Annotated in this window: 24 protein-coding genes; 13 read left to right on the top strand and 11 right to left on the bottom strand. The window is 66.4% G+C overall.

Going from position 1 to position 25,752, the window contains the following annotated elements:
* The first annotated feature begins 60 nt into the window (after positions 1-60).
* The 6 genes from IBX18_RS04635 (at position 61) to IBX18_RS04660 (ending at position 5,879) form a co-directional block, all read left to right on the top strand.
* On the top strand, positions 61-1,416 hold the full coding sequence (locus IBX18_RS04635) for a hypothetical protein (RefSeq protein WP_194832447.1): 1,356 nt from the start codon (positions 61-63) through the stop codon (positions 1,414-1,416).
* A gap of 175 nt (positions 1,417-1,591) precedes the next feature.
* Positions 1,592-2,383 (top strand): TIGR03084 family metal-binding protein, encoded by a 792-nt coding sequence (locus IBX18_RS04640; RefSeq protein WP_194832448.1) that lies wholly within the window; start codon positions 1,592-1,594, stop codon positions 2,381-2,383.
* Between the two features lie 375 nt (positions 2,384-2,758).
* On the top strand, positions 2,759-3,442 hold the full coding sequence (locus tag IBX18_RS04645; RefSeq protein WP_194832449.1) for a hypothetical protein: 684 nt from the start codon (positions 2,759-2,761) through the stop codon (positions 3,440-3,442).
* Positions 3,443-3,463: 21 nt separating this feature from the next.
* Positions 3,464-4,663 (top strand): L-2-hydroxyglutarate oxidase, encoded by a 1,200-nt coding sequence (gene lhgO / locus IBX18_RS04650; protein ID WP_194832450.1) that lies wholly within the window; start codon positions 3,464-3,466, stop codon positions 4,661-4,663.
* Between the two features lie 162 nt (positions 4,664-4,825).
* Positions 4,826-5,296, top strand: coding sequence for an SRPBCC family protein (locus IBX18_RS04655; RefSeq protein WP_194832451.1), 471 nt, complete (start codon positions 4,826-4,828; stop codon positions 5,294-5,296).
* Between the two features lie 10 nt (positions 5,297-5,306).
* Positions 5,307-5,879: a ribonuclease H gene (locus tag IBX18_RS04660; protein ID WP_194832452.1), complete on the top strand. Its 573-nt coding sequence runs from the start codon at positions 5,307-5,309 to the stop codon at positions 5,877-5,879.
* Positions 5,880-5,963: 84 nt separating this feature from the next.
* Here the strand turns inward: IBX18_RS04660 and IBX18_RS04665 are convergent, their stop codons facing one another.
* From IBX18_RS04665 to IBX18_RS04705, 9 genes are all read right to left on the bottom strand, one after another.
* On the bottom strand, positions 5,964-6,806 hold the full coding sequence (locus IBX18_RS04665) for a hypothetical protein (RefSeq protein WP_194832453.1): 843 nt from the start codon (positions 6,804-6,806) through the stop codon (positions 5,964-5,966).
* Positions 6,807-6,938: 132 nt separating this feature from the next.
* Positions 6,939-8,111, bottom strand: a complete 1,173-nt coding sequence (locus IBX18_RS04670) for an MlaD family protein (protein WP_194832454.1) — start codon at positions 8,109-8,111, stop codon at positions 6,939-6,941.
* On the bottom strand, positions 8,108-9,199 hold the full coding sequence (locus tag IBX18_RS04675) for an MCE family protein (protein ID WP_194832455.1): 1,092 nt from the start codon (positions 9,197-9,199) through the stop codon (positions 8,108-8,110). Before IBX18_RS04675 ends, IBX18_RS04670 begins: the two co-directional genes overlap by 4 nt.
* Before the next feature lie 8 nt (positions 9,200-9,207).
* Positions 9,208-10,314, bottom strand: a complete 1,107-nt coding sequence (locus IBX18_RS04680; protein WP_194832456.1) for an MCE family protein — start codon at positions 10,312-10,314, stop codon at positions 9,208-9,210.
* Positions 10,314-11,309, bottom strand: a complete 996-nt coding sequence (locus IBX18_RS04685; RefSeq protein ID WP_135237713.1) for an MCE family protein — start codon at positions 11,307-11,309, stop codon at positions 10,314-10,316. Before IBX18_RS04685 ends, IBX18_RS04680 begins: the two co-directional genes overlap by 1 nt.
* Entirely contained in the window at positions 11,309-12,358 is a 1,050-nt protein-coding gene (locus IBX18_RS04690) for an MCE family protein (RefSeq protein ID WP_194832457.1), read from the bottom strand. The genes IBX18_RS04685 and IBX18_RS04690 overlap by 1 nt, the downstream gene beginning before the upstream one ends.
* Positions 12,355-13,827: an MlaD family protein gene (locus IBX18_RS04695; protein ID WP_194832458.1), complete on the bottom strand. Its 1,473-nt coding sequence runs from the start codon at positions 13,825-13,827 to the stop codon at positions 12,355-12,357. Before IBX18_RS04695 ends, IBX18_RS04690 begins: the two co-directional genes overlap by 4 nt.
* A 6-nt stretch (positions 13,828-13,833) precedes the next feature.
* Positions 13,834-14,697, bottom strand: a complete 864-nt coding sequence (locus IBX18_RS04700; RefSeq protein ID WP_107653465.1) for an ABC transporter permease — start codon at positions 14,695-14,697, stop codon at positions 13,834-13,836.
* Positions 14,698-15,516, bottom strand: a complete 819-nt coding sequence (locus IBX18_RS04705; protein ID WP_186818778.1) for an ABC transporter permease — start codon at positions 15,514-15,516, stop codon at positions 14,698-14,700. It lies immediately after the preceding gene.
* A 562-nt stretch (positions 15,517-16,078) separates the two neighbouring features.
* Here IBX18_RS04705 and IBX18_RS04710 point away from each other — a divergent pair.
* Positions 16,079-16,753, top strand: coding sequence for a S1 family peptidase (locus IBX18_RS04710; protein ID WP_147140269.1), 675 nt, complete (start codon positions 16,079-16,081; stop codon positions 16,751-16,753).
* 61 nt (positions 16,754-16,814) lie between these two features.
* Here IBX18_RS04710 and IBX18_RS04715 read toward each other — a convergent pair whose 3' ends face one another.
* Both IBX18_RS04715 and IBX18_RS04720 read right to left on the bottom strand, forming a co-directional pair.
* The gene (locus tag IBX18_RS04715; protein ID WP_194832459.1) at positions 16,815-18,284 is read right to left on the bottom strand and encodes an MFS transporter; all 1,470 of its coding nucleotides are present in this window, start codon (positions 18,282-18,284) and stop codon (positions 16,815-16,817) included.
* A 144-nt stretch (positions 18,285-18,428) separates the two neighbouring features.
* Entirely contained in the window at positions 18,429-19,046 is a 618-nt protein-coding gene (locus IBX18_RS04720) for a hypothetical protein (protein ID WP_147140265.1), read from the bottom strand.
* Positions 19,047-19,240: 194 nt separating this feature from the next.
* Here IBX18_RS04720 and IBX18_RS04725 point away from each other — a divergent pair, with 194 nt between their 5' ends.
* The 6 genes from IBX18_RS04725 to IBX18_RS04750 all read left to right on the top strand — a co-directional run bounded on the left by IBX18_RS04725 (position 19,241) and on the right by IBX18_RS04750 (position 25,740).
* The gene (locus IBX18_RS04725; RefSeq protein ID WP_194832460.1) at positions 19,241-19,798 is read left to right on the top strand and encodes a DUF6764 family protein; all 558 of its coding nucleotides are present in this window, start codon (positions 19,241-19,243) and stop codon (positions 19,796-19,798) included.
* A gap of 112 nt (positions 19,799-19,910) precedes the next feature.
* The gene (locus tag IBX18_RS04730) at positions 19,911-21,122 is read left to right on the top strand and encodes a serine hydrolase domain-containing protein (RefSeq protein ID WP_194832747.1); all 1,212 of its coding nucleotides are present in this window, start codon (positions 19,911-19,913) and stop codon (positions 21,120-21,122) included.
* Between the two features lie 46 nt (positions 21,123-21,168).
* Positions 21,169-22,572 (top strand): cytochrome P450, encoded by a 1,404-nt coding sequence (locus IBX18_RS04735; RefSeq protein WP_194832461.1) that lies wholly within the window; start codon positions 21,169-21,171, stop codon positions 22,570-22,572.
* A 300-nt stretch (positions 22,573-22,872) separates the two neighbouring features.
* Positions 22,873-23,775 carry a L,D-transpeptidase gene (locus tag IBX18_RS04740; RefSeq protein WP_194832462.1) on the top strand — a complete coding sequence of 301 codons (903 nt, stop codon included), beginning with the start codon at positions 22,873-22,875 and terminating at the stop codon, positions 23,773-23,775.
* A gap of 172 nt (positions 23,776-23,947) precedes the next feature.
* Positions 23,948-24,877, top strand: coding sequence for a carbohydrate ABC transporter permease (locus IBX18_RS04745; protein ID WP_194832463.1), 930 nt, complete (start codon positions 23,948-23,950; stop codon positions 24,875-24,877).
* A complete protein-coding gene (locus IBX18_RS04750) occupies positions 24,874-25,740 on the top strand; it encodes a carbohydrate ABC transporter permease (RefSeq protein ID WP_194832464.1) in 867 nt (288 codons plus the stop codon). The genes IBX18_RS04745 and IBX18_RS04750 overlap by 4 nt, the downstream gene beginning before the upstream one ends.
* Positions 25,741-25,752 lie beyond the last annotated feature (12 nt).

Here is a 25,752-nt window from a genome sequence, read left to right on the forward strand (position 1 = left end):
GTTGGGGCCTTGATACCTCATACCGGCGGTTCCGCCGGTTCGGCCTAGGGAGATCCATCGATGAGTTCACTCGCCGCCGGCGTGTTCATCGATTGGGAGGATCTGACGGGCCAGTCCAAGTTCGTGGTCGATCTGGTGACGTTCCCGATCTTCAGCGCGCTGGCGGGCTGGCTGACCAACTGGACCGGCGTGCTGATGTTGTTCTGGCCGGAACGATTTCGCGGCGTCCACATTCCCGGACTGCACCTGCTGTATCCGTACTTCCCGCGCCGGGTGCAGGTGCTGCCGACGTTCTCCGGCGACGGACGCAGGCTCGGCTTCCAGGGGTTCATCCCGGCCCGGGCCGAGAAGATGGCCAGCATCTGCGTCGACAAGGCGCTGATGCGGATCGGCAGCCCGCGCGATTTCATCCACGAACTCGACCTGGACGGCATCGCCGACTATGTCGCGGTGCTCGCCCGTAAACAGGTGCAGCCGCTGGTCGACGAGCTGATGAACCGGGAGAACCCCGACCTGTGGCGTTCGGTGCCACGCGCCGCGAAGCAGGTCATCTACCAGCGGGTCGATCGGGAAATGCCCGCGCTGTCACGGCGCGCGTTCGAATCATTGGGCGACAACGTCGATCAGCTCATCGACATCAAGAGCTTCGTCATCCGGTACCTGCAGGACAACCCCGGCATCCTGAAGGATCTGACCACCACGATCGCGGCGCCGGAGCTGCGCTTCATGGTCCGGATCGGGCTGCTCGGCGCACCCTTCGGCCTGCTGCTGGCGCTGTATCTGCATGTGCACCACCGCATTCCGGTGTTCGGCTGGGTGCCCGGCTGGGTGATCGTGCTGCTCGCCTCCGCGGCCATCGGCGTGATCGTCAATGTCATCGCGGTCAAGATGGTGTTCGAGCCGGGCGACCCGCAGCCCTGGTACAAGTACCTGTGGCGGCAGGCGCTGCTGGCCAAACGGCAGCCGCAGGCGGCGACCGACCTCGCGCACATCCTCGCCCACCAGGTGCTCACCCTGCCGAACCTGTCGAAGGAACTGCTGGACGGACCCAACGGCGACAAGACCCGTCAGCTGCTGGAACGGCTGATCTCCGACGAGATCCACCGGCAGCTCGGCCCGACCACCTCGTTCGTCCGCGCGGCCCTGGGGCGCCGCCAGTTCGACAATCTCAAGGCGGGTGCGGCCGGGGCCGCCGTCGGACTCGCGCCGACCCTGGTGGAGGACGAGGAGTTCACCAGGGAGCAGGCCAAGACCATCGACGTGTTCGCGGCGCGCAAGCTGCGGCAGTTGACGCCGGGGGAGTTCATGGAGATGTTCTACGCCTCGGTCGAGCAGGACGCCTGGCTGCTCTATCTGCACGGTGCGGTGCTCGGACTGGTCGTCGGCGCCTCGCATCTGATCGTTTTCGGCTGGTAGACAGCACTTCTGGCAGCTCGATAGAAATACAAGCACGCGTGCTTGCATTTTTCTGTGGCCGCTGCGATGCTGGACCACGACAGCACACGACGTGGTGTGCGTGCACAGGCGTGCGTGACGCTCGGCGGCGACGACCCGGACGAGCCCGTGCACCCCGCGATGAGGCAGGGAACAGATGGCTGACCTGGAAGCGCTGCTCAACGACTTCGCCGACGAGTGCGCGGATCTGGAAGGAATCGTCGCCCCGCTGGCGGCGGCCGACTGGGCCCGCGCGACCCCCGCCCCCGGTTGGACCATCGCCCATCAGATCGGCCATCTGGCCTGGACCGACGAGGTCGCGACGCTCGCCGCCGCCGATGCCGACCGCTTCCAGCAACTGGTCGTCGAGGCCGCGCCGAAGGCCACGACCTTCGTCGACGAGGCCGCCGAGGAGGCGGCGACCGCGCCGCCCGCAGAGCTGCTGGACCGGTGGCATCGCGGCCGTAAGTCCCTCACCGACGCCCTGCGCGCGGTCCCCGCAGGCAGCAAGCTGCCCTGGTTCGGCCCCCCGATGAGCGCGGCCTCCATGATCACCGCCCGCATCATGGAAACCTGGGCGCACGGCCAAGACGTGGCCGACACCCTCGGCGTCGTTCGCACCCCGACAGCGCGACTGCGCACCGTGGCCCACATCGGTGTGCGAACCAGGAACTTCGCCTACACCGTGCATGGAAAGACGCCGCCCACCGAAGAATTCCGGGTCGAACTCACCGCACCCGACGGCAGCATCTGGTCGTGGGGTCCCGAGGACGCCGCGCAACGCGTGACGGGATCCGGCCTCGACTTCTGTCTGCTGGTAACCCAGCGTCGCCATCCGGACGATCTGGCGATCGAGGTGGTCGGCGCGGACGCGGCAGTGTGGCTCACCCTCGCACAGGCCTTCGCCGGACCCACGGGAACGGGACGGACCGCGGGTCAGTTCGCCTGAAGAGGCAGCAACGGCCGGATGCGAACATCCGGCCGTTGCCGACACCCGACCCGATCCATGAGATTGGGGAGCGGGCGAGCGCCACACTTGGGTGCGCCGTTCGTGTCGGCCGGACGCCATTGGCCGGGTGTCTCGATGTGGCAGTCGAGGATGACGCTCGCCAGCAAAGTTTATTTACCCCCGCTCGAGGTGCTGGAAACATAAAGCACCCCGCGGATCGGTCGACTGTTTGCCGGCGGTCCGCGATGTGGACTGTGATTCTGCTCTCCCCGAGGCGGTACCCCCGCGGGCCGCGCCGTAACCTGGACAACTGTACGGCTTTCAACGATGCGGGCCGGCTGCCAGGGGGAGCAGGGGCACAGGAAGGACCGCATCGTGACAAGAAACAAGCATGCCCAGATCGCTCGGCACGCCGCGATCGTTCTCGCGGGTGCCGCCAGTCTCAGCCTCACCGTGGTCGCGGGCACCTACATCGTCCACCAGATGGCCGACATCAACCGGCCCGGTGGCGCCCTCGCCGCACCACCCGCGCAGGCAATCGAGGATTCTACGAGCGATCCCGAATGGGTGGACACCGTGCTGACCGGCGGCAGCTTCGAACTGCCCTCGACATACCTCCGGCCTTCGCACGACGTGGTCGTTCCGGTACCGAAAGCGGCTGACTCACAGCCTTATTCGTTGCCCGCGCCGCGGCCGGCCACCGTCGGCGGCACCCTGCTGCTGGGCGACGCCTATTTCGACGCGCAGGTCACCGCCGCACCCACCGATACGATCGCCATCACCCTGGGCACCAACGCCCGCACCGTGCTGACCGGCGACCCGAACCGGGAACGGCTCGACGACCGCACGGACAGCACCGAGTTGCGCACCGAATTCGACACACGCAGTGGTGCCGTGGTGCTGATGCTGACCGACCCCTCACTCGGCGACCACGACCTGCGCTTCGAGCGAAACCCGGCGCCGAAGTCCGCTCCGGGTACCGAGTCGGCCACCACGCCGACGAAGCAGACACCCGGCGCGAGCACCCGGCGCGGCGCGGAACCCTCCGTCTCGGTATAACTCTCGGCCTACTGTTCTCGTATGCCGAACAGCACCTACGACTTCTGCGTGATCGGTGGCGGCATCGTCGGGGTGGCCACGGCGCATCGACTACTGCAGCGGCATCCGGGAGCGACCCTGGTGCTGCTGGAGAAGGCCGCCGCGCTGGCCACCCATCAGACCGGGCACAACAGCGGCGTCATCCATTCGGGCATCTACTATCCGCCGGACAGCCTGAAGGCCCGGCTGTGCCGCCGCGGCGCCCGCTGGACCAAGGAATTCGCTGCGGCACAAAAGATTCCCTTCGAGGTCTGCGGCAAGCTGCTGGTCGCCACCGATGCGGCCGAGCGGCAACGGATGCTGGCATTGCACGAGCGTTCGGTCACCAACGGGGTTGCGGTCGAGCTGCTCGACGCCGCCGAGCTGCATCGGCGCGAGCCGAAGGTGACCGGCGTGGGCGCCCTGTTCGTGCCGGACACCGGCATCGTCGACTACACCGCGATCACCACCGCATTGGCCGATGAGGTCCGCCGGGCAGGCGGGCAACTGGTTCTCGGCGCCGAGATCACCTCGCTGGCCGAGAGCGACACCTCGGTGACCGCGGCGGGGCCGACCGGCTCCTGGACGGCACGCACCCTCGTGGTGTGCGCGGGCTTGCAGGCCGATCGGATGGCTCGAATGGCCGGTCTGCGCAAGGATTTCCGGATCGTGCCGTTCCGCGGCGAGTATTACCAGTTGCCGCCGGAGCGGGCGGGGCTGGTGCGCACGCTGATCTATCCGATCCCCGATCCCGCGCTGCCGTTCCTCGGCGTGCATCTGAGCCCGACCATCGACGGCGCGCTGACCGTCGGTCCGAACGCGGTGCTCGGCCTGGCCAGGGAGGGTTATCGCAAAGGCAGTTTCGACGCCAGGGACGCGCGAGCGGTGCTCGGTTTCCCCGGTGTGCACCGGGTGGCCGCGGCGAACGTGCGCACCGGGCTGCGTGAATTACGCAATTCGCTGTTCAAGCGCGGCTACCTGGCCGAGTGCCGGCGGTACTGCCCCGAGCTGACCCTCGCCGATCTGCGGCCACGCGAGGCGGGCATCCGCGCGCAGGCCGTATTGCGCGACGGCACCCTGGTGCACGACTTCATGATCGAGCGCACCGCGCGCTCGGTGCACGTGCTCAACGCACCGTCCCCGGCGGCCACCTCCGCTATGCCGATCGCCGAGTACATCGTCGATCAGCTGGCCAGCACTTAGAACACGACCGACCGGTCCAATATAGGGCTTGACCAGCGCTGAGCAACCAAGCAACCGGCCGGTCGCACTGTGAAAAACCGCCGCACCGAATCCGGCGCAACCCTCCAATAAAGAGGAGTTCTGTAGTACTTTTAACGCCAGTCGTGGAACCGGGAGGGCCTCATGGGCCGCATCAAGTACGCGAGTGACGTCGGAGCGCCCGTCGAGGTCGCCTTCACCTTTACGGACAACCATCTGTTCGTGCCGGATTGGATGTTCGCGGTCGCCGACTTCGAACCGACCGGTGAACTCGACTCCGGCCTCGGCGCGATGTACGCGACCACCGCACGGCTGATGCTGTGGCGGCCGAGGATGACATGCGAGGTCACCGAATATCGTCGCAACGTGGTGATCGGGTATACGCTGCGTGGGCGTTTGTCCGGGACCCTGACGCTGCGCTTCGATCCGCTCGGATACGGGCGGTCGGTGCTGACGTCCGAGGCGGAGTACAGCCCCCCGCGTGGCTTGGCGGGGCGGCTCTGTGTCGGTCTGGTGGATTCCGCCGTCAAATCGGCGCTCCGCCGCACCGAGTCCCAATTGCGAAGGGAGATAGAAGAATTCCACGGTACCGATCTTGTCGGTCGGATTGCGTAGGGTGCCAGCCATGATCATCGTGAGCACCGACGGATCCTGCCTCCGCAACCCCGGCGGCGCCATCGGCTGGGCTTGGGTCAATCATCAGGGCTCCTCGCTGAGCGGCGGTGCCGCCTCCGGCACCAACCAGGTCGCGGAGCTACGCGCGGTGCTGGAGGCGATTCTCGCCCATCCCGGCTCCGAACCCCTACTGATCGAAAGCGATTCGCTCTACGCGATCAAGTGCGCGTCGGAGTGGATCTCCAGCTGGCGGCTCAACGGCTGGCGCACCTCGAGCGGCGGCGCCGTGAAGAACGTCGAACTCATCCGGCAGATCGACAAAGCGATTGCCAGCAGGCCCGGGCCCGTCCGGTTCCGTTGGGTCCGTGGACATGTCGGCAACTACTTCAACGAGCAGGCCGACGCGCTTGCCGGAGAAGCGGCTCGGAAGGCCGCCGCGACAGCGGCTGTCGCCGAGGCGAACACCGCGGAAATCCCCGCGGTGCTTGTGGAAGAAACGCCGTCGGCGCCGGAAGCGCCACGAGAGCAGGCCGCGGGGAAGGCGGCCGCGCCGTCGGCGCCGCAGACACTGACGCTGTTCTGATCGGTGCGCGACCAGATCGAATGACCTCCGGCGGTGGTGGTTCTCCCCACCGCCGGAGGCGCTCGTCAGACTTACGACCGCAGGCTAGTTACCCGGCTGCGGGGCAGGCTGCCCACTCGGCGCGGGGGCGGGGGCAGGGGCAGGCGCGGGGGCCTCACCCGGTACGGGCGCACCCGGAGCGCCGGGCAGACCGTTGCCCGCACCCTTCAGCATCGGCGAATCAAGCTTCTCTACCAGCCACTTGTCCCCGGACTTGGTCAGCTGCGCGATCACCACGACGAACTGCCGCTCCGGCGTCGACTGGGTGAAGTTGGTCCGGTACTGGGTGAGCGTGACGAGCACGTTGGCCTCGGTCTTGTCACCGGACTGGTAGCCGCACTGCACGTCGTCGACCCAGGACTTGACCTGCGCCTGCACCATCGCGTCCTTGAGCGCCTTGGTCGCGTCGTCGAACTCCTTGAGGAATTCGCCGCTCGCCCCGGACTTCACCTTGGTGAAGTAGTCGTCCAGGTTCTTGGTGTAGTCGTAGACCGAGACGTCCTTGCCGAAGGTGCAGGCGGCCTGCGTCGAATCGCGGATCGCGTCCAGCTTCTCGCCGCGGTCCTTGCCCTGCAGGAAGAACACCACCACCGCGGTGATCGCGGCCACCGCCAGTACACCCGCCGCGAACGCGGCGATCAGCGGCAGCGAGGCGGACCGCTTCGCGCCGGCCGAACTCGCGGTCGCACCGGCATCGCCCGCCGACGCTGCCGCAGCCTTCTTCTCGGCCGCGGGCTTCTTGTCGGCCGCCACCTTCTTCTCGGTCGCTGCCGGTTCTGTCTTCGACAGCTCAGGCTTCGCCGCAGCCGCGGCGGACTTCTCGGTCGCAGCGTCCTCGGTCACCGCGTCCTCGGCGTCCTTGTTGGTGTCAGCGTCATCGGTGGACATCGATACAAACCTGCACTTTCCCGGCGCGCGGGCGCACCGATCGACTGACGGGCCCGCATCTCGGGCGTACCGTACGCGTTCTCTCGGCGAGTATGCCCGGACCCACGGTTTCACCGCGGGACCGGGTACAACTCACTTGATCGGGGGCAGGGTCCGTTCGTTCGGATCCACACCCGGCGGCATATGCGCGCCGTTGTTCGGCACATTCGGGCGCGGTGCGTTGGCGGCACCACGGATCTCCTGGCCGGGCGGCGGATTCTCACAGTAGTTCCACTTGGGAATCGAGCCGTCCTGGATGACCTCGTTGCGCAGCTGCGGCGTGTTGTAGGTGCAGAACGGCCGCGGCCAGATGTCGAGGATCGCGTGGAACTCACCGTCGTGGGCAGGCACACCCAGCGCGTCCGCACCCAGCGCGAGCGAGGGGAACAGCGCGCGCAGGGCGGGCAGGCGCAACTGCGCGGCCTTGGTCATCGCCGCGAAATTGGTGGCCAGGCTGGTGATCGGATCGCTGGTCTTGTCCAGCACCGCGCCGAGACTGGCCAACTGCCCCGGTGCCCGCTCGAGAATGCCCTGCAGTTCGGCGTTGGCGTTGTTGAACTGGTTGAACAGCGCGCCGGAATTGCGGGTCAGGGTGCCGAGGTCGGGCTGGGCGTTGGAGGTGGTGTTCGCGATGGTGCGCAGGTTGGCGATCAGGTTCGTGGTCTGCGGCAGCAGACTGTCGAAGCCGGCCATGGCCAGGCTGATGCCGTTGACCATGCCGCGCAACTGATCCGGGCCGCCACTGAGCGCGATGTCGAGCTCGTGCAGGATGACGCCGAACTTGTCCGGGTCGACCTGCGCGATCAGCGCGCTGGCGTTATCCAGGACCGACCAGACCGGGGTCGGCGTCTTGATCTTGGCCGCGTCGTATTTGATCACCGCGCCGTCGCCGAGGAACGGCGACTGCTCGCTGGCCGGACGGAAGTCGATGTACTGCTCGCCCGCGCCGGAGAGCGCCTGCACCGAGATCGCCGTGTCCACCGGAATCTTGTACTTGCTCTCGATCTCCGCCACCGCGGCGATGGCCTGGCCGCGATCGGTCAGCTTGATCGAGCTGACCTTGCCGACGCGATAGCCACGCAGAGTCACATCATTGCCCGGTTGCAGACCACCCGAACGGTCCAGATTCACCGTGACGGTGTAACTGGACTTCAACGGGTTCACCCGCATGATGCTGATCATCAGATAACTGGCGCCGATCAGGAACACCAGAATCAGGCCGATGGTCGACAGGACCAGCTTGTGCTGCATCAATTTCGCGATCATCGGTGGCCACCTTCCACCCGGTTCTGCACTATCTGCAGCACCTGGATCAGGCTGCCCGCCAGATCCTGCACATCGCGCAGATCATGCAGGCCGCCGTGCTGCGGGTCGGTCACCGCGCTGAGGTCGAGGTTGGTCAGGGTGGCGTAGACGGCGAAGCTCTTGCCCTTGAAGGTCGCGTCGACCTTCGGCCGGATCTCGCGCGCCCGATCGAGCAGGATGCCGAGGTTGTCACCGGTGGCGGCCAGTGCGTCCATCAGCGCGCGGGTGTTGTCGAGCAGGCTGCCCAGCTGCTGGCCGGAGCTGTCGGCGTAATCGCCGAGCGCCGCACTGGTGGTCGACACCTTGGTCAGCAGATCGCCGATGGCCCGGTTGTTCTCGGCGATGGCGCCGATCATCTGGGGCAGTGTGTCGGCCACCTGGCCCAGCTCGGCCCGCCGGGACTCGATGGTGTTGGCCAGCGCGCTGAATTCGTTCAGCACGCTGTCGACCTTCGCCGAGTTGGCGTTCAAACTGCCGACCACACCGGTCATTTCGGTGATCAGGTGCGACAGCTGGCCGCCGCGGCCACCCACGATGGAGTCCAGCTCCGAGGTGAGCTTGCTGAGGCTGGCGACGCCACCACCGTTGAACAGCATGGAGATCGAGATCAGCAGCTGCTCGACGGTGGCACCCGCCGAGGTCTTGTCGAGGCCGAGTGTGTCACCGCTGCGCAGCATTTCGGTGCCCGGCTCGGTCTTCGGCTTGGACACCGCGATGAACACGTCACCGAGTGGCGTGGCCTGGCGCAGTTCGGCGGTGCTGTTCTTGGGCAGCTCGATGTCTTTGCTGATGGTCAGGTCGACGACGGCCTGGAAGTTCTTGGTCTTGATGTTGGAGACCACGCCGACATCCGAGCCGCCGATCTTCACCTTGGCCTGGTCCGGCAGGTTCAGCGCGTTCTCGAAAACGGCGTGCACCGTGTAGGTTTCGCCGGATACCCCGGGCTTGGGCAGCGGCAGCTTCTCCACCGTGAGACCACACCCCGAGGTGATGCCCACACCCGCCACCGCCGCGACCGCGATCAGTGCGCGGCGTGCCTTGATCGTCATTCGGTACGTCATTTCGTCAGTCCGAGCAGCGCTGCGGTCAGGCCGTAATCGGGCCCGAAGTCCTGCATGTTTCCGGTGCGGCAACCGTCCGCCTTCATCTGGATCCGCTCGCAGAACACGCTCACCATCTCACCGGACAGTGCCGTGCCGATGATCGCGTGCAGCCGGACGTAGCGCCCTTCCCGGTTCACGATCCGGTCGATGTTCTGGAAGACCATCGGCGCCACGTCGACGACTTCGGTGATGCCGTAAGCGTTTTCGCGCAGCTGACCGGTGACGTTGGTCAAGCCGGCCAGCGCGCTCGCCAGCTGATCCTGATACTGGCCGAGCGTGCCGCTGGTGTTGGCAAGGAAGTCGTTGATCTGATCGAGCGTCGCCTGCAGGCCGGGGGACTGCTCGGCGAGCAACCCGGTCATCTGAGTCATCCGGTTGCTGAAGTCGCGCACCGACTGGTCGTTGTCGGCCAGCATCGTGGTGAGCTCGTTCAGCTTGATGATGATGTTGGACACCGCATCCTTGTTGTCCACACCGACTTTCAGCGCGCCGGACAACGCGTTGAGCGTGTCCCGCATCTTCTCGCCGTTGCCGTTCACCATCGGGTACAGCACCCGGCCGGAGAGCGGGCCGATGCCCTCGGTGCCCGGCTCCGGCTTGAGCGCGGCGGCGAACTGATCGATGGTCTTGATCATCGTGTCGAGTTCGACCGGCGTCTTGGTCTTGGCCAGCGGCAGATGCGCGCCGTCGGTGAGGGTGTCGCCCTTGGTGTAGACCGGGGTGAGCTCGACGTGCCGGTCGGTGACGATGGACGGCGAAATGATCGCGGCCATCGCGTCTTTCGGAATCTTCACGTCGTTGTTGATCGACATGTGCACCTCGACGAGGGTGCCCTTCGGCACGATCTTGTCGACCTTGCCCACGTCGAGCCCGAGCACGGTGATCGGGTTGCCCTCGTAGATGCCTGCGATGTTCTCGAAGTCGGCGGTGACCCGAATGGTCCGGCCGAGTGCGTCGTTCACCGAACTCGGCACCAGCGAGCAGCTGCCGACGGTCAGCGCGGCGGCGCCGACGACGAGCGTCTTGGCCACTCTGCGCAGGTTCTGTGTCGTCCAGGTCATCACTGGCACCCCTCGATCACGTTGGCGCGGCACAACCAGTTGTCCGGGAAAATCCACGGCAGGCCGACCGAGCCGTACGGCCCGTTGCCACCCCAGGAGTTCGCCAGGTAGCGCACGGTCGGCGGCATCAGCGACAACAGCCGGTCCAGATTTTCCTTGTTCTTCTGCAGGCCCTCGGACATGGTGTTGAGCTGCACGATGGTCGGGCCGAGCTGATTGTCGTTCTGCGCGCCGATTTCCTGCAGCTGCCTGGTGAGCTCGGCGATGTTGTCGAGCAGCTGGCGCAGCAGACCCTGGCGTTCCATCACCCGGTTCGCGATGGCCTCACCCTGGGTGATCACCAGCAGCACGCTGTTGCGGTTGTCGCCGAGGATCTGGGTGACTCGGTTCAGATCCTTGAGCAGGCTGTTGACCTCGTCCTTGCGGGCATCCATCACCTTGGCCAGCGCGCCGACGCTGTCCAGCGCCTGCGCCACCAGCTCCGGCGAATCGCCCATCTGCTGGTTGATCAGGTTCAGCGACTCGGACAGCTTCTTGGTGTCGAGCGCCTCGAACTTCGGGGTGCCCTCCTGCACCACGTCGGCGAGGTTGTACGGAACGGCGGTGTTGGACAACGGGATCCGGCCGCCCTTCAAACCGGAGCCGTCGCCGGGATCCAGGTCCACGTACCTGGCGCCGAGCAGCGTGGCCATCTTGATCGACGCGCGCGCGTCGGGACCGAGCTTCACGCCGTTCTTGACGCTCAGCGTCAGCAGCACGTGGTCGCCCTCGAGCTTCGCACCGTCCACCCGGCCACTCGTCACACCCGCGACGTTGACCCGATCGCCGACCTTGATGCCCGCGGCCTGCACGAATTCGGCTTTCACCGTCTGCTCGCCGACACCTATCAGCTTGACCGCGCTGGAGGCCAGCAACAGCACCACGATGAGCGCACCGCCGAGGATGCCCAACCAGAAGTAGCGGTTGTTGTCGAACCTTGCCTTCATCTTCGACATCATGGGCGGCACACCGCCGACTGGGCCTTGCCACCGATGCCGAGGTTGTGGATGAACCCGCGCGGGAACAGCACCCCGTAGAGCGAGATGTCCAAGCCACAGAGGTAGGCGTTGGCGTAGCCACCCTCGGCCGTGTGCTTGCCCGCGATCGAGATGATGTTGGGCAGGTCGATCGCCATCTGGTCGAGCTTGGCGCCGTTGTCCAGCAGCAGCGTCAGCGCCGCGCTGGTGGAATTCTGGGCGGTCTGCAGCTTGGGCTGGATGTGGCCGACCATGTCCACCAGCGAGCTGGTCGCGTTGGCGATCTGCACGGTCGAGGTCTGCAGCGACTGGCCCTGCTCGTACAACCCACCGATCAAGGCCCGGGTCTGGGTCACCAGGGTCTCCAATTCATCACCTCGTTTGGCCAACCCCGCCATCACACCGGAGAGGTTGGTGATCACGTCGGCCAGGATCGCATCCCGCCGCTGGAAATCGGTGGCCAGCTGCGCGGCCTGCACGATGAACGCGCTCAACGAGACCCCGTCACCCTGCAGTGCCTGGATGAAGGTCTCGGAGAGGCGGTTCACCTGCTCGGGCTGCAACGCCTGGAACAGCGGCTGAAAACCGTTGAGCAGACCCGAGACGTCGAACGACGGCTCGGTGCGCTCCAGCGGAATCGACCCGTTGTTCTGCAGCGGTGCCGGGCCGGACGCCTTGCCCGGCGCCAAGGCCACATACCGCTGGCCGATCAGGTTCTGGTAGCGGACAAGGGCTTTGGTGTCGTCGTAGAGCGTTTGATCGCGCTGCACGACGAAGCTCACCTTCGCCACCTGCTTGCGCAGCTTGGGATCCCGGACCAGCTCGATCTTCTCGATCTTGCCGACCCGCACGCCCGCCATCCGCACGTCGTCACCCTCGTGCAGGCCGAGCACGTCGGTGAAGGTCGCCGAGTAGCTGCGGGTATCGCCATCGACGATGCGCGCCAGCGTGTTCCAGACGACCACCGTGACGAGGATCGACACCAGCGCGAAGATGCCGAAGCCGATCAGTGGTTTACGAATACTCATCGGCCCACCCCGTTTTCGGCCACATGCATGGTCCCGCCCTTCAGAATCGAGCTCAGCAGCAGATATTCGGCGGTGGTCGGCTGGCGGCCGAGCAGCTTGGCGATGGCCGCGTCACCCTGGTAGGAGATCTCGCCTGCCGCGGGGACGGGCGCGGGCGCTGCCGCCGGTTGCGGAGCGGGCGGGGCCGGCTGGCCGAGCAGACCGGGCAACATCGGGAACAGACCCTCGAGCGGAGTGCCCGCGAACGGCGCACCAGGCACACCGGCCTGGACCGGCTGCGGAGCCGGCGTGGTGACACCGGGGATCAGCGGCAGCCCGGGCATCGGCACCACCGGCGGCAGTCCGGCCGCGGACTCGAGCGCCCTCGGCTTCAATTTGTCGGGCAGCGGCGGCAATTCGTTCACCGCGGGCGCGGTGAAGCAACTCGGTCCGGCCAGCTCGCCGTAGCGCGGGCAGTCGGCCACGGTGTACGGCTTGTACGGCGTGAGCGTGACGCCCGCGTTCCACATCTGCTGCTTCTGCGGGCCCCAGGTGAACGTGGAGTCGAACTTACGGACCGTCTCGCTGAGGTTCAGGATCGTCTGGGTGATCGCGTTGGGATCCGCGGCCACCGCGCCGAACATGTCGCTGATGCCCTCGGTCACCTGCTTGCCGACGTCGCCGTTGCGGGCGAACAGGCCGTTGACGGTGTCGACCGTGCTGCCCGTCCCGGTGATCAGCGCGACCAGCTCACTGCGCCGGTCGGCGATGGTGCGTGCGGTCTCCACCGAGGTGCCGAGCACGTCGAGCAGTTCCGGCGAGGACTCGTTGAGCGCGTGGAACGAGCTGGAGAAGTCGCCGAGCATCACGCCGAGATCGGGGATCGAGTCGTCCACCGACTGCAGCCAGCGGTCGAACCGCTCGACCGTCGAGCCGGGCATCCGGCCGCTGCCGTCGAGCGCCTGGGACAGCGTGCCGAGTACGCGACCGAACTGCATCGGATCGATCCGGTCCAGGATGTTGCGGACCGTGGTGAGCGTGTCCTGCAGGGCGAGCGTGCCTTTGCTGCGATCTTCCTCGATCACCGAGCCCTCGCGCAGGTACTGATCGGCCGGGCCGTTGAAGACCAGCTCGACCGAGGTGACCGCGAACAGGTTGCTCGGCACCACCCTGGCGGTGACGTTGGCAGGCACGCCCGAGGCGAACTCCGGCTTCACCTCGATCTTGACCTTCTGCAGCTCGCCCTTGGCCGCGACCTCGACCTCTTTGACCGCGCCGACGAGCACGCCGCGGAACTTGACGTCGGCGTCCGACGGCAGCCCGTCACCGGTGGTGGTGAGGTTCGCGGTGACGTTCACCTTCTCGACGAAATAGCCCTGGTAACGGGCCATCAGGAAGCCGAGCACGAGCGCGAGGACGACAAGGCCGCCGACGCCCGCGAGCAGCAACTGACGCATCGTGGGTCCACGCCCACTGGGATCGATGATCATCTGGTGCTACCCCGAGATCCTGATGCCGGGGTTGACTCCCCAGATCGCCAAAGTCATGAACAGGTTCGCGAAGACGACCGCGATGATGCACACCTTGATCGCCCGGCCGGCCGCGACGCCGACCCCCTCCGGTCCACCGGAGGCGAAAAAGCCGTAATAGCACTGGATGAACGTGGTGATCGCGACGAACAGGATCGCCTTGAGCAAGGAGTAGATCACGTCCGTCGGTACCAGGAATTGATAGAAGTAGTGCTGGTAGGTACCGCCCGGAGTGCCGCCGATCAGCTGCACGGTCAGCGAGCAGGACAGGTAGGCCATGGCCAGGCCGAGGCAGTACAGCGGGATGATGGCGACCATCGCCGCGAACATCCTGGTGCTGATCAGGTAGGGCAGCGGCCGGATCGCGATGGACTCCAGCGCGTCGATCTCCTCGGAGATGCGCATGGCGCCCAGTTGTGCGGTGAACCGGCAGCCCGCCTGCGCGGCGAAGGCGATCGTCGCGAGCAGCGGGCCGAGTTCGCGGGTGGTGGCGAACGCGGAGACCGCGCCGGTGATCGGGCTCAGGCCGAGCAGGTTCAGCGAGTTGTACCCCTGGATGCCGACGGTCATCCCGCCGAACGCACTGAGGATGACCACGACGCCGATGGTGCCGCCGCCGACGACCAGGTTGCCGTTGCCCCAGGAGACGTCGGAGAGCAGCCGCCACACTTCCTTGGGATAGTGCTTGAGCGCCAATGGGATCGAGCCGATCGAGCGCAGCAGGAAGAACACCTGGTGGCCCAGCTTGGCGAGCAGATCGACCGGTGCCTGCGCACCCTTGCGAAACTGCTGGAACGGCCGCAGTAGCGGCGGAACATATGTCGACGACACTCAGACCACCTGTGACGGGAGCAGTGCGTTGTACACCTGGGTGATGATGAGGTTCACCCCGAACAACATGATGGCGGAACTCACCACCGCGGAATTCACCGCGTTGGCGACGCCGCCGGGACCACCGCGCGCATTCAATCCGTTATCGCACGCGATGATCGCGGCGAGCAGACCGAAAATCAGCGATTTGATCAGTGCGACAAGAAGATCGCGCGTTACCGCGAACGAAGAGAAGGTGCCGATGTAGGAACCCGGCGTACCACCCTGGGCGAAAATATTGAAGATGTAACCGGTCAGGAAGCCGACGAAGACGACGAAGCCACAGAGCAGCACACTGACCAGCATCGCCGCGCCGAGCCGGGGGGCGACCAGCCTGCGCATCGGGTCGACGCCCATCACCTTCATGGCGTCGATCTCTTCCCGGATGGTGCGCGAGCCGAGGTCGGCGCACACCGCGGAGCCGACGGCGCCCGCGATCATCAGCGAGGTGACGAGGGGAGCGCCCTGCTGGATGATGCCGAGGCCGTTGGCCGCGCCGATGAAGGAGGTGGCACCCACCTGGCCTGCGATCGAGCCGACCTGGATGGAGACGATGACGCCGATCGGGATGGCGACCAGCAGTGTCGGTGCCGCGGAGACGCTGGCCATGAACGCACACTGGCGGATGAACTCACGGAACGGAAAGCGGCGCCGGAAGATGGCGACGAACAGTTCGGCGACCGCGGCGATCCCCATGGTGATCTGGCGACCGAAGGTCTCCAGCGAAGCCTTCGGATGGTCTGCCCAGTAACCCTTGGTCCAATCGACCGCATCACTCATCCGTGATCCTGTTGGCGGACTCTCGGTCGACTGCACTGGCTAACCCCTCTCGACGCCGGTTGGCTGCCCCGACGACTTGTTTGCTTGACGCACCTTACTACGTAGTAAGCCAGAACACACCACCCTCCTGTGATTGCAGTCATAGACGATCGTCACTGTGGTCGAAACGCTATGGCGGCCGCCACCGATATTGGGTCACAGCCCAAAACGAAGGGTGGAATCTCTGGAACAAGTTACAGGTCAACCGGGCGAATCGACCGCCCAGACAAGATCATCGCGGCAATTTATTCGGATAGAATTCATGCAAAATGACATTTGATTCCGGAACCGAACAGAACGGGCTGTACTACAGTTCGAGGACAAACTCGAAACGGACATCGCCCCTTTTGATAGCTTGTCGCTATTATGGATAATAAGAGACATAATTAACCTTATGTCGAAAAAAGGGGTTGAGGCTCGCCCGCCGTGGACACCCCGTAGTAGATGACGCGCCCGGACCCGAATACTGACACGATGGGTGCGACAAATTGATATCGTGCGGGCTTCCGACGTCTGGAGGGACATGTTCAGCAAACTCGCCAAGGTGGCCAACGCCGCCTTCGCCGTAGCCCTCGGTGCGGCGCTACTCGGGACGGGCGCGGGGGCCGCTCAGGCCGAGCCGGGCCCGCCGGTTGTGGGCGGCGGCTCCGGCATCATCATCGACAACCAATTCGAGTGCACCGTCACCACCGTCGGCCATGACAACGCGGGCCGGCTCGTCGGTCTGACCGCGGGCCACTGCGGCGACCCCGGTGCCGAGGTGTACGCGGAGGTCAACCGCGGCGCCGGTGTGATCGGCCGGTTCGTCTACTCCAACCATGATCTGGACTACGCCGTCATCGAGTTCGAGCCGGGCGCGATCATCCCGGTGAATCGGATCGGCAACGTCACCATCACCGGGCTCGGCGCACCGCCGCAGTTCCCGATGATCGTGTGCAAGGAAGGCCGCACCACCGGCAACACCTGCGGCATCAGCTATGGCGACGTGTTCGCGTCGAACATGGAGACCTGGAGCCAGATGTGCGTGGTGGAAGGTGACTCCGGTGCGCCGGTCGTCATCGGCTCCACCCTCGTCGGCATGGTGAACGCCTACCTCGCCCTGGCCTGCTTCGGCCCCGAGGTCGGCACCAACATGAGCACCATCATGGGCGACATCAACGCCCGCGGCGGTGTCGGCGCAGGTTTCACGCCGATTTAAGAAGTCTCCACCAGACAACAGAGATGAGCGGGCGCGCGGTTGAGAAACCGTCTGCGCCCGCTCATTTCTCGTTGGTGGCAGGCGTCTCCGAGGTTTGCGGCGCGACCGCCGGTCCGGACACCGCGCACTGCGGCAGGCAGTCGACGCTGTCCAGGGTGGCGGGGTGCTTCGGTTGCCGCAGCAGCAGTGCCGCGAGCACCGCACCCGCCACCAGCAGGCCGACGCAGATCCACAGGGCGGTGCCGAAGCCGTGATGGAAGGCGACGGGGTCGCCGAGGGCGCCCGAGATGCCGGCCAGACCGGGCAGCGCGGCGACGGCGAGCAGCTGCGCGGTCCGTGCGACGGCATTGTTCACACCGGAGGCGATGCCCGCCTCGCTGGCCGGCACCGCACCGAGCACGGCGCCGGTGAGCGGGGCGACGAGCGCCGCGAGACCGAAGCCGAACACGACCACGCCCGGCAGCACGTCGGTGAGGTAGACGGTGTCCGGGCCGATGCGCAGCAGCAGCACCAGCCCACCCGCGGCGAGCAGCGGTCCGATCGTCATCGGGATGCGCGGGCCGTGCACCTGCGCCCAGCGCCCGGCCGGTGCCGAGAGCACCAGCATGATCAGCGTGATCGGCACGGTGGCCACACCCGACATCAGCGGTGAATAGCCCGCCACCAGTTGCAATTCCAGCACCAGCAGGAAGAACACGCCACCGAGGGCCGCGTAGACCGCGAAGGTGACCAGGTTCGCCGCGGTGAACACTCGCGACGCGAACAGCACCGGCGGCACCAGCGGATGGTCGCTGCGCAGCTCGATCACCACGAACGCCGCGAGCAGCAGCACCCCCGACACCAGCAGCAGCGGCATGGTTTCGATCAGGCCGAAGGTCAGCGCGCCCAGCGCGACCGCGACCACCAGGGCGCCCGGCACGTCCAACTGCGACTTGGCGTTCGGATCATGGCTCTCCGGCACATGTTTCAGCGCGACGAGCACCACCACGAGGGTGAGCGGCACGTTGATGAAGAAGATGGAGCGCCAACCGGCCAGCTCGATCAGCCAGCCGCCGAGGAACGGCCCGAGCGCGCCCGCGACCCCGCCGAAGCCCGACCACAACCCGATCGCCGCGCCCTGGTCGCGCCGGTCGATGGAGGACGAGATCAGCGCGAGGCTGCCCGGCGTCAGCATGGCACCGGCCACGCCCTGCAGGATGCGGGCGAACACCAGCATCTCGATATTCATCGCGGCCCCGCACAGCACCGACGCGAGCGCGAAACCGATGGTGCCCCAGACGAATACCTTGCGCCGGCCGAGCCGGTCGCCGAGCGAGCCGCCGAGCAGGATGAACGAGGCCAGCGTCAGCGTGTACCCGTTCAAGGTCCACTGCAGCCCGGCGACATCGGTGTGCAGCGACTCCCCGATGCGGGGCAGCGCGATGTTCACCACGGTGGCATCGAGCGAGGCCACCGACGAACCGAGGATGGTGGCCAGCAGGATCCACCGGCCGGTGGACGACTTCAGCCGGGGAAGATCGATCGTGCTCACCGGGACAACTTAGCTGGCCGGTGTCCGAATGCTCGGGAGTTCACCGCTGGGCGAAAGTGTCAGCTCTGCTGGTGAAAGTGTCACTGGTCCTGCCGAAAGTGTCAGCGCTCCTGGGCAAAGAGTCAGAGCTGCTGAGCAACAGTGTCAGAGCTCCTGTACGCAGACGACGAACCGGCGCTCCTCGTAGACGTAGCCGGTACCGCTGCCGCACACGCTGACATCGTCGGCGCCGTCCACCCGCTTGACCACCTTGACGCCCTTGGTCGGGGCGGTGCCGGTGCAGTCGATCCGCTTGGGGTCGTCACCGCCGACGTCCATGCAGCCGCCGACGACCCAGTCGATGTCGAGGCAGTACGCGCCCTGCTCGATGCCGTTGAGGGTCTCGGCGTAGTAGTTGTCGGCGTCGCTCACGCACTGGGTGCTCTTGGGCGCCTTGCCGATCACCTTGTAATTGGCCGCGCGGCTGCCGCAGGACGCCTTCGCGATGGTGGCGTTCGAGGTGGTGCCGCCGAGCGTGACGCAGTCGCCCTCGCTGGCCTCGAAATCGGTGTTGCCGCCCTTGGTGGTCGGCGTCGGCTTGCCGGTGGTCGGTTTGCCCGAGGGCTTCGGCGTGCTGGTGATCGACACGGCGTTGATGGTGCCGTTGTCCACCGCGGGCTGCGCGCGGCCGCTGATGGTCGAGCTACAGCCCACCACGGATAGGGCGGCCACCGCGACGAACGCCGCGAACGCGACACGACCCCAGGCCAGTTGACCAGACACGAAACAGTCCTCCCGAGCTGTAACGCTCCGAACTCAAACCCCCGTAAGAATCCGAAGTAAACAAAAGATAGCTGAGCTTGAAATACACGCCATGCATACACCATCGAGCGCGCACACGTCGACTCGACCGTGGAATCGGGGTTCCAGCAACCCATCTGGGTATGGTGGTCTTCAGCGTTGGAGAGGAGTTACCCGTGAAGCTGATCAGCATGATCGCCTGCTCGGCCGCCGCGGTGCTCACCTCTCTGGTGTTGCCTGCGGTGGCCTCAGCAACCGATGTGCATTGCACCTCGGAAAACGGTGCCGACATCACGGTGATCGACGGCCACACCGCCTGCCGCGCCGCCAGCGACCTGCTCGGCCAGGCGAAATCTGTGGGAATCGACGGTGTCGGCTACGCCAACGCGACCCTGGGCGCCACCGCGATCGGCATCGGCATGGCCGGTGGGGTCGGCGCCAGCGACGGGGCGGGCGGGATTCCGATCGCGCTCGGCATCGGCCAGGACGCGATCGCGCGCAGTTCTATTGACAGCGCAGGGGATTCTGACAACGCAGGGGATTCGCGGACCACGGGCGCACCGCTGATCGCCGCGTCGGTCGCCCTCGACGGCTCACGTGCGGCCGTGCAGACCGCCGAGAACACCGTGGTGTGCCTGGGCACCGGCGCCTTCGCCTGGAATTCGCGCACCGGCGACACCTGTCTCAGCACGCCCTTCGGCCGCTGGCAGACCCCGGTGCACCAGCTACCCTGAGTAACGGTCCGATGATCGGTGGTCAGGAGGTGACCCCATGGTTTCGGCAACGGCAGCGGGCGACTTCGGCGCCACCGACCCGGCGGCAGGCAAGCTCGCCGCGCCCAAAGAGATGCTGGTCGACCCGCGCTTCATCCGGTTGGCCGACCAATTCTTCGGCATGTTCACCCAACCGAGTCGCGGCGGCGGCGCACTGGCCATCTATCTCGACGGCAAACCCGTCGTGGACATCTGGGCGGGCTGGGCCGGTAAGGACCGGCGCTGGAACGGCGGCACCGTCGCGCTGACCTTCTCCACCGGCAAGGGCGTCGCCTCCACCGTGCTGCACCGGCTGGCCGAACGCGGCCTGGTCGACTACGCCGCGCCGGTCGCCACGTACTGGCCCGAGTTCGGCGCCCACGGCAAGGACGACATCACCGTGCGCGACGTGCTCGCGCACCGCGCGGGCCTGCACCGGGTGCGCGGCCTGGTCCCCGGCCGGGAAGGCATCCTCGACTACGACGCCGTGATCCGGGCGCTGGCCGACAGCCCGCCCGACCCGCGCCGTATCCGCACCTCCGGCTACCACGCGATCACCTTCGGCTGGCTGGTCGCCGAGATCGTGCAGCGCGTCACCGGTGACCCGTTCACCGAGGTGCTGCGCCGCGAGATCGCCGTGCCGCTCGGCCTCGACGAATTCTGGTTCCGGGTACCGGAATCCGAGCGCTACCGGATCGCCAAGATCTTTCCGCACCTCAGCCCGCCGGGGATCCGCTGGAACACCGCCTCGTCGGTGCTGTCCTGGGTGCGCCCGATCCGCGGGCTCGCCGAGGCGGGCATGCCGGAGAGCTTCGACGAGCTGGTCCGCGACCCCCGGGTGCACGACGCGGTGATGCCCGGCTGGAACGGCGTCTTCTCGGCCCGCGCACTGGCCAGGATGTACGGGGCGCTGGCCAACAACGGCGAGGTCTTCGCGACGCACCGGGGTGGCGGGGCGACCGTGCGGTTGCTGCGGCCGGAGACGATCGAGACCATCAACCAGGCGCAGCCCGCCGAGAGCCGCGACTACGTGCTCGGGCTGCCGCTGCGCTTCACCCTCGGCTACCACCGGCCGGTGCTGATGTCCAAGCAGCAGCCGCGAAAAGCGTTCGGCCACTACGGTGTCGGCGGATCGGGCGCCTACGCCGATCCGGAGTTGGGTATGTCGGTCGCGTTCGTCACCAATCGGCTCGGCAACGCGGTGACCGCGCTCGGGGACGCCAGGATGGCGCGGTTGGCGGCGACGGCGCGCAATACCGTCCGCAGGATCAAACCCTCCGTGGTCGTGGACGAAACAGCGGGCTAGTGCGGTCGCATCGAACCCGACTGCAGATGATTTCGTACCTATAGATATGGACGTGGGCACGGCCGGGCCCGGCGCAGGCGAGTCGCGTGCCGTCGCCGTGCCGAAACCACCTCGGCTGATCGTGCTGCATGCGCTCGCCGCGGGCCTGGACTTCGACAGGTACTTTCGCTGGCGCCGTACGCGCGAGGGCGATCCGTTCTTCGTGCGCTTCCCCGGCTTCGGCTCGGCGCTGTTCACCGGCACAGCCGAGGGTGCGCGCGAGCTGTTCCGCGCGCCGGTCGACGCGACCGCACCACCGCGCCCGAATCCGATCGAGCCGCTGGTCGGCACCGCCTCGCTGATCCTCACCGCCGGCGAACGGCATCGCCGCGATCGCGCGCTGCTGGCCCCGGCCTTCCACGGTGCGCGGATCCGCGAATACGGGGCAATTATCCAGGATTCGGTGCACCAGGAACTGGCAGGCGACACCAGCCGAGGGTGGCGGCCGGGCGCCCGCATCGATGCGCGGGTGGCCACCCGGGCGATCACGCTGCGGGTGATCCTGACCGCGGTGTTCGGGGTGGACAGCCCCGAGCGGCGAGCCGAATACACCGATGCGGTCGGCGAATTCCTCGCCACCTTCTCCGGGCCGCTCATGCTGGTGCCGGTACTGCGGCACGGGCTGTTCGGCCACGCGCCGTGGGACCGATTCGTGGCGGCCCGGGCTCGGCTGGATCGGCTGATCCTCGACGACATCGCGCATCGAAGGGCCGGCCCGCCGACCACCGACATCCTCGGCATGTTGCTGAGCACGCACTACGACGACGGCACCCCGATCACCGACGACGACCTGTGCGACCAACTGCGCACCCTGCTGGTCGCCGGGCACGAAACCACCGCGACGACGCTGGTCTGGGCACTGTTCCAGCTGCACCGCGCACCGGACACCCTGGCCCGGTTACGCGCGGAGTTGCGCGCGGCCGGACCGGACGCGACCCCGGTCGAGCTGGCGGCGCTGCCCTATCTCGACGCCGTGTGCCAGGAGACGCTGCGGCTGCATCCACCGGTGCCCATCGTGGTGCGCAGGCTCATCGCGCCGTTCACGCTGCGCGGGGTGGCACTGAGGGCGGGGGACACGATGGGGATCGCGGTGCCGTTGCTGCACTCGGACCCACAGGTGTGGTCCGAGCCGCGGCGCTTCCAGCCGGAGCGGTTCCTCGAGCGCAGATACCGGCCGTTCGAATACGCCCCGTACGGTGGCGGGCATCGGCGCTGTGTCGGGGCGGCGCTGGCGGACTACGAACTGCGAATCGCGTTGGCTACCATCGTGAGCCGCGTGCGGCTGCGCTTGGCACCACGGTATGCGAACGGCCGTACGCCGATGTCGGTGCCGCACAACATAGCAACCGGTCCGCATCGCCCAATTCCGTTCGACGTGGTGAGTGATTTACGTCACGAAGGTGTTTGGTAGACCCGGCACAGCGACCGACCAGCGGCATCGATCCGTACCCCGGACTCGCCGACGTGACCGGTACCTTTCGCCGAACCGGACAACGACTACCCGCCTGTGTGACCGCCGCCACACCGAACGGTCGGAACGAATCACTGTGAACCGCAACTGGCTTCGGGCCGCACCGGGACGGTAGGAAGGATGCAGGGTCGGGCCGTCAATACCCGTGGGGCAGCCCTGCCTGCTTCACGCCGATGAGAGATCTCGAGACACGCGTGCGCCTGTGCGCGTGCGCCGAGAGATGGAATGGACGAGAAACCTATGCAAGCCGCTTCGCACACCGGGTCACTACCTGCCCACCGCCGGGGAGGACAGCTGACCCGCAGGCTGCGGGCGGGCGCCCTGTTGTCCGCGACGATCGCGGCGGGCGTTCTGCTCGTCGCGCCCGCCGACGCTGAACCGCTCCCCGGACTCGGCTCCGGCTCGGCCGGTTCCGCGCAGGACCCGGCGCCACAGCAGCCGAACTTCGCGCCACCGTCGATCAACATCGCCGACGGCGAGGTGGTCGGGGTGGCCCAGCCGATCATCATCAACTTCAAGGAGCCGGTGGCCGATCAGGCCGCCGCCGAGAAGTTCATCAAGGTCACCTCCTCGAAGGACGCACCGGGCCACTTCTACTGGCGCGGTGACAAGCAGGTGCGCTGGCGGCCGAACGACTTCTGGCCGGACAACACCGACGTGCAGGTCGAGGCGGGCGGCACGCGCAGCTCCTTCAAGATCGGCGACGCGTTCGTCAGCACGGCCGACGACAACACCAAGACCATCACCATCACCCGCAACGGCGAGGTGGTGAAGACCATGCCGACCTCGATGGGCAAGACCAAGCACGAGACCCCGAACGGCACCTACATCGTCGGCGAGCAGCTGCGCAAGATGATCATGGATTCGTCCACCTACGGTGTGCCGACCACCGACCCCGAGGGCTACAAGCTCGAGGTCGAGTACGCGACCCGCATCTCCAACAGCGGCATCTTCGTGCACGCGGCCCCGTGGTCGGTCGGCCAGCAGGGCAACTCCAACGTCAGCCACGGCTGCCTCAACGTGAGCACCGAGAACGCCAAGTGGTTCATGGAGAACACGCGCAAGGGTGACCCGGTCATCATCGAGAACACCAAGGGTGGCTCGATCGGCACCAGCGACGGCCTCGCCGGCGACTGGAACTAAGCCCTTCCCGCACAACTGAAGACACGTCACGAAGCCGAACATTACGATCAATTGGCGGAATCGCTGATCGTGATGTTCGGCTTCTTGATTCACTGGGCGCGTGCTCGAGAAGTTCAGTGCCCCGCCGGACAGCGTTAACCGACTGTTTGCTCCTGTCCGTAGAGTGCGCGGCGTGCGAGCGAAGCCGGAACGTGTACTCCCCCAACCGCGCGGACGCGGTTTGCGGAACCGGCCCTGGCAGGACTACGTCCTGTTCCTGATCCTCGTGGTGCCGAATCTCGCGCTGCTCACGCTGTTCGTCTATCGGCCGTTGATCGACAACATCCGGCTCTCGTTCTACGACTGGAACATCTCCGACCCGGTGGCCACCTTCATCGGGGTAGCGAACTACCGGGAGTGGTGGGGTCGCTCGGACTCCTGGGAGATCGTCAGCAACACGGTGGTTTTCACGCTGGCGGCCGTGGTCGGCAGCATGGTGCTCGGCCTCGCGCTCGCCCTGCTGCTGGACCGGAAGCTGTTCGGCCGCAATGTGGCCCGCTCGGCGATCTTCGCGCCGTTCGTGATCTCCGGCGCCGCCATCGGCGTGGCCTTCCAGTTCATCTTCGATCCGAGCTTCGGCCTGGTCCAGGATGTGCTGCACCGCTTCGGCGTGGCCACCGTGCCGGACTTCTACCAGAACCCGAACTGGGCGCTGTTCATGGTGACGGTGACCTACATCTGGAAGAACCTCGGCTACAGCTTCGTCATCTATCTGGCCGCGCTGCAAGGGGTTCGGGCCGAGCTGATGGAGGCCGCCGAGATGGACGGTGCGGGCCGGTGGACCACGTTCACCAAGGTCCTGCTGCCCCAGCTGCGGCCGACCACGTTCTTCCTGTCCATCACGGTGCTGCTGAACTCGTTGCAGGTCTTCGACATCATCAACGTGATGACCCGCGGCGGTCCGCTGGGCACCGGCACCACCACCATGGTCTACCAGGTGTACGAAGAGTCCTTCCGTAACTTCCGCGCCGGCTACGGCGCGACCGTGGCCACCATCATGTTCCTGGTGCTGTTGGTCGTCACGCTGGTGCAGGTTCGCGTCATGGATCGGAACGAACAGTGAAAAGCGCAGGCGCCGAGACAGATTCCTACCGACGTCGCCAGCGCGGGGTGCTGCTGCTCGGCTACGCCGCCATGGTGTGCGTGCTGATCATCGTCGGCGTGCCGCTGTTCTGGATCGTGATCACCTCGTTCAAGGCGCGCCCGGACATCTACGTGCAGCCCGCGGTGTACTGGCCGAACAGCTGGCACCCGGAGAACTATCGGGACGCCACCACCAAGCTGCCGTTCTGGACCTTCTTCGGCAACTCGCTGATCGTCACGGCGGTCGTGTCCGCGGTGAAGTTCGTGCTCGGCGTGTTCAGCGCGTACGGGCTGGTGTTCCTGCGGTTCCCCGGCAAGTCGGTGGTGTTCCTGGTGATCATCTCGGCGCTGATGGTGCCCAACCAGATCACCGTGATCTCCAACTACGCGCTGGTCTCGCAGCTCGGCTGGCGAAATACCCTGGTCGGCATCATCGTTCCGCTCTGCGGCGTCGCGTTCGGAACATTCCTGATGCGCAACCATTTCCTGTCGCTGCCGTCGGAAGTGATCGAGGCGGCCAGGATGGACGGCGCCAACTGGTGGCGGCTGCTCACCAGGGTGGTGCTGCCGATGTCCGGGCCGACCATGGTCGCCTTCGCGGTAGTCACGCTGGTCAACGAGTGGAACGAATACCTCTGGCCGTTCCTGATGGCCGACGGTCCCGAGGTGGCCACTTTGCCGGTCGGCCTGACCCTCTTGCAGAACACCGAGAACCCGAGCGTCACCAACTGGGGTCCGGTGATGTCGGGCACGTTGCTGACCATGCTGCCGATTCTCATCGTGTTCCTGCTGCTGCAGCGCCACATGATCAAAGGCCTCACCTCGGGTGCGGTCAAGGGTTAGATACAGGAGAAA

Origin of the sequence: Nocardia sp. XZ_19_369 (assembly GCF_015355715.1) — a bacterium.
Lineage (GTDB): Bacteria > Actinomycetota > Actinomycetes > Mycobacteriales > Mycobacteriaceae > Nocardia.